The following is a 6142-nucleotide window of genomic DNA, read 5'->3' on the forward strand; positions in this document are numbered from 1 at the left end:
CGCGCTGCTGACGCAGCGCGCCCCTGTCGGCATGGATCGTTACTTCTTCAGGTTCTGGGCAAAATTCATGAAGATCTGCGCCACTTCCGCCCGGGTGGCGGTGCCGGTGGGATCCAGCACGCTGCCGCCCTTGCCGGACAGCAGCTTGGAGCCTACCGCCCACTCCATAGCCTGGGCAGCCCAGGAGGAGGTCTTGGCGCCGTCGGTGAAAGCAGTCAGGTCGCCCTTGGCGGATACGTCATACTCCTTGTACTCGGCGTAGCGGTACAGGATGGTGGCCAGCTGCTCACGGCTCACAGTGTCGTTGGGAGCAAACACGGTGTCGCTGTAGCCCTTGACGATGCCCTTGGAGGCGGCCCAGTTCACAGCGTCGGTGTACCACACGCCCTGTTCCACGTCGGTGAAGGACAGGGTGGCCTCAGCCTTGGGCTGGCCCTCCAGCCGCCACAGCATGGTGACCACCATGGCCCGGTTGGTGGTCATGAGGGGAGCAAAGGTGGTGGTGGAGGTACCGTTCATCAGTTCCTTGTCATAGACGTACTTCACAGCCTCGTAGAACCAGTCGTTGGACTTCACATCGGTGAAGGGCAGATCCGTGCCCACAGAGCCGTCGTCCTTGGCGAAGGAGGCCTTTACGGTGACGGCAGAGGCAGGCATGGTGAAGGTGTACTTGCCGTCGCCCTTGTCGGTGAGCTTGAGCTCATTGCCGTTCTTGTCGGTGACGGTGAGCTTGTCCAGCTTACAGCCCTCGTCAGGCTTCACAGTCAGGGTGATGGTGAGGCCCTTGGAGGCGCGGGTACGGCTGGCGGTCACGGTACCGTCGTCCGCCTTCTCCACGGTGATGGCGTAGGAGGTGGAGGGCGTGCTGCCAGAGTCCTCGATGGCCTGCATGGCATCCTCCAGAGCGGCAGTGGCCGCAGTCACCTCTTCCATAGTGGCCAGAGGGCTGCCGCTGAGGGCACGGGCATAGACCACAGCCTGGAACAGGTCGCCTTCCAGACCAGTGCTGGTAAAGCCCAGGCCCTTCTGGGCCACGATTTCCTCCGCCTTGGCCAGCAGGTCGTTCAGAGCGGTCTTGTCCACAGCTTCATAAACCAGGAATTCCTGTACTTTGTAGACCGTACCGTTATTGCTGGCAATCCCCTGCAGCTTGACATAGCGGGCGGAGACAGGAGTCTCCAGTGTGATGGTCTCTCTGGCCTCCCGATTGTCGGCGACCTGAGCCGCCACATCCCAGTTCTCTCCATCCATGGAGGTGAGGATCTGGAAGTCCTTGCCCACGCCGTTGGAGCGCCACTGGATCTCCACCTGGGAGATGGTGCGGGCCTGGCCCAGATCCACCGTCAGAGCGCTGTCGGCGTGGTCGCCCTGCCAGTAGGAATAGATCTCAGAGGAGTTGTCATCGCTGGTGGTAAATGCCTCGCCGTCGATGGCCTTCATGGCAATGCTGGTGCGCTGTTCGCCGTCGTCGTAGCTATCCCCGGAAGCATAGGAATTGCTGCCGGCAGCGGTGTTCTGCGCCACGTTGACCAGTCCGTCATCGGCGTTGCCGGCCACTTCGGCGGCGGAGAGCGCCTTGTTATAGACCTTCAGGTTGGCCATCTGGCCGTGGAAGTCCTGTCCGATCTTCTCCAGCGGCAGCAGCACGGAGGAGTACATGGTGGAGATCGCGCCGGGAGCCAGACCGTCCTGGTCCGCTTTCTGAGACAGGAAGGTGACCAGCTGACCATTCACATAGAGCCGGGTGGCCTGGAAGGTGCCGACGATGGTCACCTTGACCGGGGTGCCGTCAGTGGGAACCTTGTAGTTGAAGTCGCGGGTAAAGTAGTTGACATCGGCGCTCATCTTGCCGTCATGCCCCGCCACCTGGATGCGGCCGTCATAGCCGGAGAAGAGAGAGGCCTCCTTGGTGTTCGCAGTGCCGTCCTCCCCGGTAAGCTTCAGGTCAAAGGACACGGTATAGGGATAGGACATGGTCTTGAGAGGCGTTGTCAGCAGGGTATTGCCGTCAAAGGCCAGCCAGCCATCCGTGACGGAACCGCCGGTCAGGGCGGCGTCATAGCCGTTGCCGCTGGCGTCGTAGACGGTCTTACCGTCTCCGGACACATTGGCAAAATCATAATCCAGCACCAGGGAGCTCTTGCTGTCGATCTCCATGGCGATCTGGGTGCCGGGGCCCTCCGCCAGCCGGCTTGCCCGCAGCTCATACTCGGTAAAGGTATCATCCTCATCCGTGCCGTTCCAGGTCTTTTCGCTGACGATGGCAATGGCCCGCAGAACACGCTGGTGCACATCCCGCTCGGTCATGCCCTCCTGGCTCTGGTCGCCCCAGATCACGGCCTTGGCGCCGATCAGGTTGGGCTCGCCCAGCAGGGGATCTCCGCCGCCGAACATGGTGGGATTCCAGTCATAGAACAGGTACTCCGCGTTGGGCACATCCCGGAAACGGCGGCCCGGATTGCCGTACAGGAAGGCGTCCCGGGCGTTGATGACCTGATAGCCCTCCGCGGTACGCTTGGCGGCATTGTCGTAGCTAGGGTACCAGATGTCCAGCTGATAGTCCTTGGCCAGTTCAGCAGGCGTCTTCTCCAGCACTTCGCCGGCGGTGGAGAAGCTGCCGGTCCCGGCGCCCCACATCCGGATTTTGGTATCCGCACCCAGGTTTTTCTGGATCACCTGGCGCATATTGTCGGCAAACTGTGCAAAGGCGTTATAAGTCTCTTTATTATGTACCCAGTACTCGTCGGCGCCGATATGGACCACAGGTCCGTAAACGGCGGGCTCTTCACCCCGGGTATACTCGTCCCACAGGGTGGAGGCAAACTTGAAGGCCCGGGTCTTGTTTTCGCCGATCAGATCCAGCAGCTCCTGATAACCGGAGTTACTGGTGGCATTGGACGCCAGCATGGTGCCGCCTTCCAGCCAGCCGATACCATCCGGATTTTCCTCAGCGTACTTGTTGTAGAGCAGGGAGTGGCCGGGCATATCCAGCTCGGTCATGACGTACATACCCATGTCCTGACACATGGCCTCCAGTTCCCGCCACTGCTCCTTGGTATAGGTGGGGTTGCCCTGATAATCCTTATTGTTGTTGTAGTAGTCGGCGTTGACCAGCTCCGCCGGAATACCGGCGTGCTTGGTCTCGGACTTCAGGCTGGGGAACTCGTCGCTCTCCAGACGATGGAAGCCGGAATGGGTATCAAAGGTAGCGCCGTTGATGTTGGAGTTGTCGTTATCGCTGATGTGCAGATGATATTCGCTCATCTTGTACCACAGCATGATCTTGGCGTAGTCCTGCAGCTGCTGATAGCGGTAGGGAGTACGGGCCACATCCAGCATCAGGCCCCGGACCTCATAGGCGGGATAATCCCGCATGATGCCCTTGGGAATGGCGCTGTGGGTCTCGTCCTGCCACAGGATCTGCTCGGCGGTGATGGTGCCGTACAGGCAGCCGGTGTAGGTGGGGGCATAGATATGCAGGCCCTCATCATTGGTCACCATCAGGTAGCCTTCCTTGCCCAGATCATAGGCGTTGGGATCGGTCAGAGACTCCAGATAAATGTCGTTGGGTCCGGTGGGCGCGGTCCCGGTCACCACCTCCAGGGTAATGCCGCAGATCTCTTCCACGTCCGCCTTCATGTTGGCAGCAACCTTTTCCAGGCCCACGCTGGCGGCGTCATTGAGCACGATTTTGGAGTCGGCGGTCAGGGTAAAGTTCCCCTCGTAGCCGTACCACTCCTGTACGGTGGGAATGACCTCCGGCTTATCATTGGGCTGGGCTACCGTGGGGAACCAGGCGGCAGGATAGCTGTCACTGTGGCTGGGGACGGTCACCGTCACGTTCTTTTCCGCGTAGTTTTCCTTATTGCCGTCCTCGCTGAGGCGAAGCAGCAGAGTGACATCCCGGGGACCGATGTTCCACTGACTGATCACACCGTCGTTGCTTACCACATTCTCCAGCTCGCTGCCCCGGACGATCAGGGTAGTGCCCTCCTTGGTTTCCGGAAGGGTGATGGTTTTATCTGCTTTGTCAGGGTCGGACACTGTAACACCAGACAGGATCTCTTGCACATCCAGCGGAGGATGACGGGTGGGATTGGTGCCCAGCACCTCGATCTCCGCGATATTCACGTTATGTCCGCCGGGTGCCTGGGCATTGGTCTTGGTAATGTACATCCGTAAATACTGTCCCACCGGTTCCGCATCCAGGGCCGGACTGGTCTTTGTGGTAATGGTGTCCCGGTTGGCCGCGGTATCAGCGATATTCTGGTCCGGGCCATTGGTTACGAAGGCGTTGGCGGAAGGCCGGTCCACTTTTGCTACCGGCATCCAAGAGCCTTCGTCCTCCGGGGTATCGGTGGTCTGGATCTCATAGTCCATGGCCCACACTTTGGCTTTGTAGGAAATGCGGATTTCCTCCAGAGTAGACCCCGTGGCTCCAAGGTCGATCTGGATCCACTGATGGGTCTGCTCCACATCGTCCTTGGAATTGTTACCAATAGTGAAGTTCTTCAGATTACCTGAATTCCACTTGCTGTCCATGCTGCCGTCCACCACATTGGCCGGAGAGGTGCCCTCGACGGAAGTGGAGGCTTCCGTGGGCTGGCCCAGCGCCAGATTCCAGGCATCCTCGCCCGGCTCCGGCTGAGGCTCGTCGGACGCTTTGTAGATGGAGATCTCCCGCAGGCACACATTGTTGCCCGGCGCGACGGCGTTGGTCTTTTCCACATAGAAGCGCACATAGCGCTCCACCGCTGCGTCCTTCCCCAGGGCAGGCGAGGTGGTTTTGGTAATGGTATCGGTATTGGCGGCTAAAGCAAGCGTCGTATTGTTGGTTTCATCCGCAATGTTCTGTCCGTCGCCGTTTTTGACCGCGCCGTCAAAGGGCGCGCGCTCCACCCGGACCAGCGTGGCCCAGTCATCTCTGGCGCCGTTGTCCGAGGAGGTCTGGATCTCATAGACCATGGGCCAGACCTTCATATTGTACCAGAGCTTGATGGCCTCAATGGCCACGGGCTCGGTCACATCCGCGCCCAGATCCACCGTCAGCCATTGGGGCGTCTGAGGCGTATCAGCGGTTGTTGACCCATTTTTCATGGGACCGGAGGCCCACTGCTGGGTTTGATCGGTAATGCCGTCCACTGCATAATGCGCGGTGGGGTTATCTGGATTTTCTTCAGAAGAGACTGTGACCGCACAGCTTTTCGTCACCAGGTCCTCCAGATTGTCCGGCAGCTGAGGTCCTGCGGCCCATACCGGAAGGGGCCCTGCCAGACTGATCACCATGGATGCACTGAGCAACAGGCTGAGTGCTTTCTGCATGATCCTCATAAATATCATCCCTTTCTTCTGCTATTTTCAGTCAGGATCCTTTGGAGTTAAAAAATGTGGGGCTACCACCGTAGGTGTAGCCATTGTCGAAGCTGAGGTAAACCGGGGTGTCCTCGTCGTAGTCCTCCAGGAGAGCGATCAGCTCGCCCACAGTCATGGTCTTGCGCACTTGGTCGGGCCCGTAGCCCTCGCGGAAAGTGGAGTAAATCAGGCTTTTCATTTTCACATTCTCCTTTGTTTCTTTCAAGTTCTCGTTTGTTTTTATCGTGTTCTTGTGAGCATACAATACACCATGATTCTCGTCTTGTCAACAGTTATTTTCGATTTTTCAGAAAAAACTTTTGACAAGTCGAAAGTGTTATGCTATTGTATTCTCAAAGGAGGAATGCGCATGGTTTCCTATCGCCCGCTCTGGCACACGCTACTTGACCGGCGCCTCAAGAAGATGCAGCTGGTGGAGATGGCCGGCATCAGCACCGGAACCCTCTCTAAGCTGAACAAGGACCAGCACGTCGCCCTGGAGGTCTTGGAGCGAATCTGCCTGGCCCTGGACTGCCGGATCGAGGATGTGGTGGAGATAGTAAAAGGCCCGGACGATTGACGCCCGGGCCCCTGTGGAGCGGCTTATTTCTTGCTATGTATCGGCGCACCTGTGCGGCTCTTTGTCCGCGGCTCGCTGTTCGGCTCCCGCACAATGAGGTCGGAGACTTCACAGCCAAGCGCCTCACATATCAGGTCTATGTGCTCCAGCTTCACCCGCTCCGCGAGTTCATGGTACAGCTCATTGATGGTCGATGGGCGAATACCTGTC

Annotated in this window: 4 protein-coding genes; 1 reads left to right on the forward strand and 3 read right to left on the reverse strand. The window is 58.7% G+C overall.

Annotated features, from left to right (window positions below):
* Window positions 1–39: 39 nt before the first annotated feature.
* Window positions 40–5331 (reverse strand): S-layer homology domain-containing protein, encoded by a 5292-nt coding sequence (locus IHN22_RS12110; protein ID WP_191435623.1) that lies wholly within the window; start codon window positions 5329–5331, stop codon window positions 40–42.
* A gap of 31 nt (window positions 5332–5362) precedes the next feature.
* Window positions 5363–5551, reverse strand: a complete 189-nt coding sequence (locus tag IHN22_RS12115) for a hypothetical protein (protein ID WP_191435625.1) — start codon at window positions 5549–5551, stop codon at window positions 5363–5365.
* Between the two features lie 171 nt (window positions 5552–5722).
* Between IHN22_RS12115 and IHN22_RS12120 the strand changes: the two genes are divergently transcribed.
* On the forward strand, window positions 5723–5932 hold the full coding sequence (locus IHN22_RS12120) for a helix-turn-helix domain-containing protein (protein ID WP_191435627.1): 210 nt from the start codon (window positions 5723–5725) through the stop codon (window positions 5930–5932).
* A gap of 23 nt (window positions 5933–5955) precedes the next feature.
* Here the strand turns inward: IHN22_RS12120 and IHN22_RS12125 are convergent.
* Window positions 5956–6142 (reverse strand): helix-turn-helix domain-containing protein (locus IHN22_RS12125; RefSeq protein WP_191435629.1); only part of this gene is annotated, 187 nt, incomplete at its 5' end.

This window comes from Flavonifractor sp. An112 (assembly GCF_904377885.1).
GTDB classification, from domain to species: domain Bacteria; phylum Bacillota; class Clostridia; order Oscillospirales; family Oscillospiraceae; genus Flavonifractor; species Flavonifractor avicola.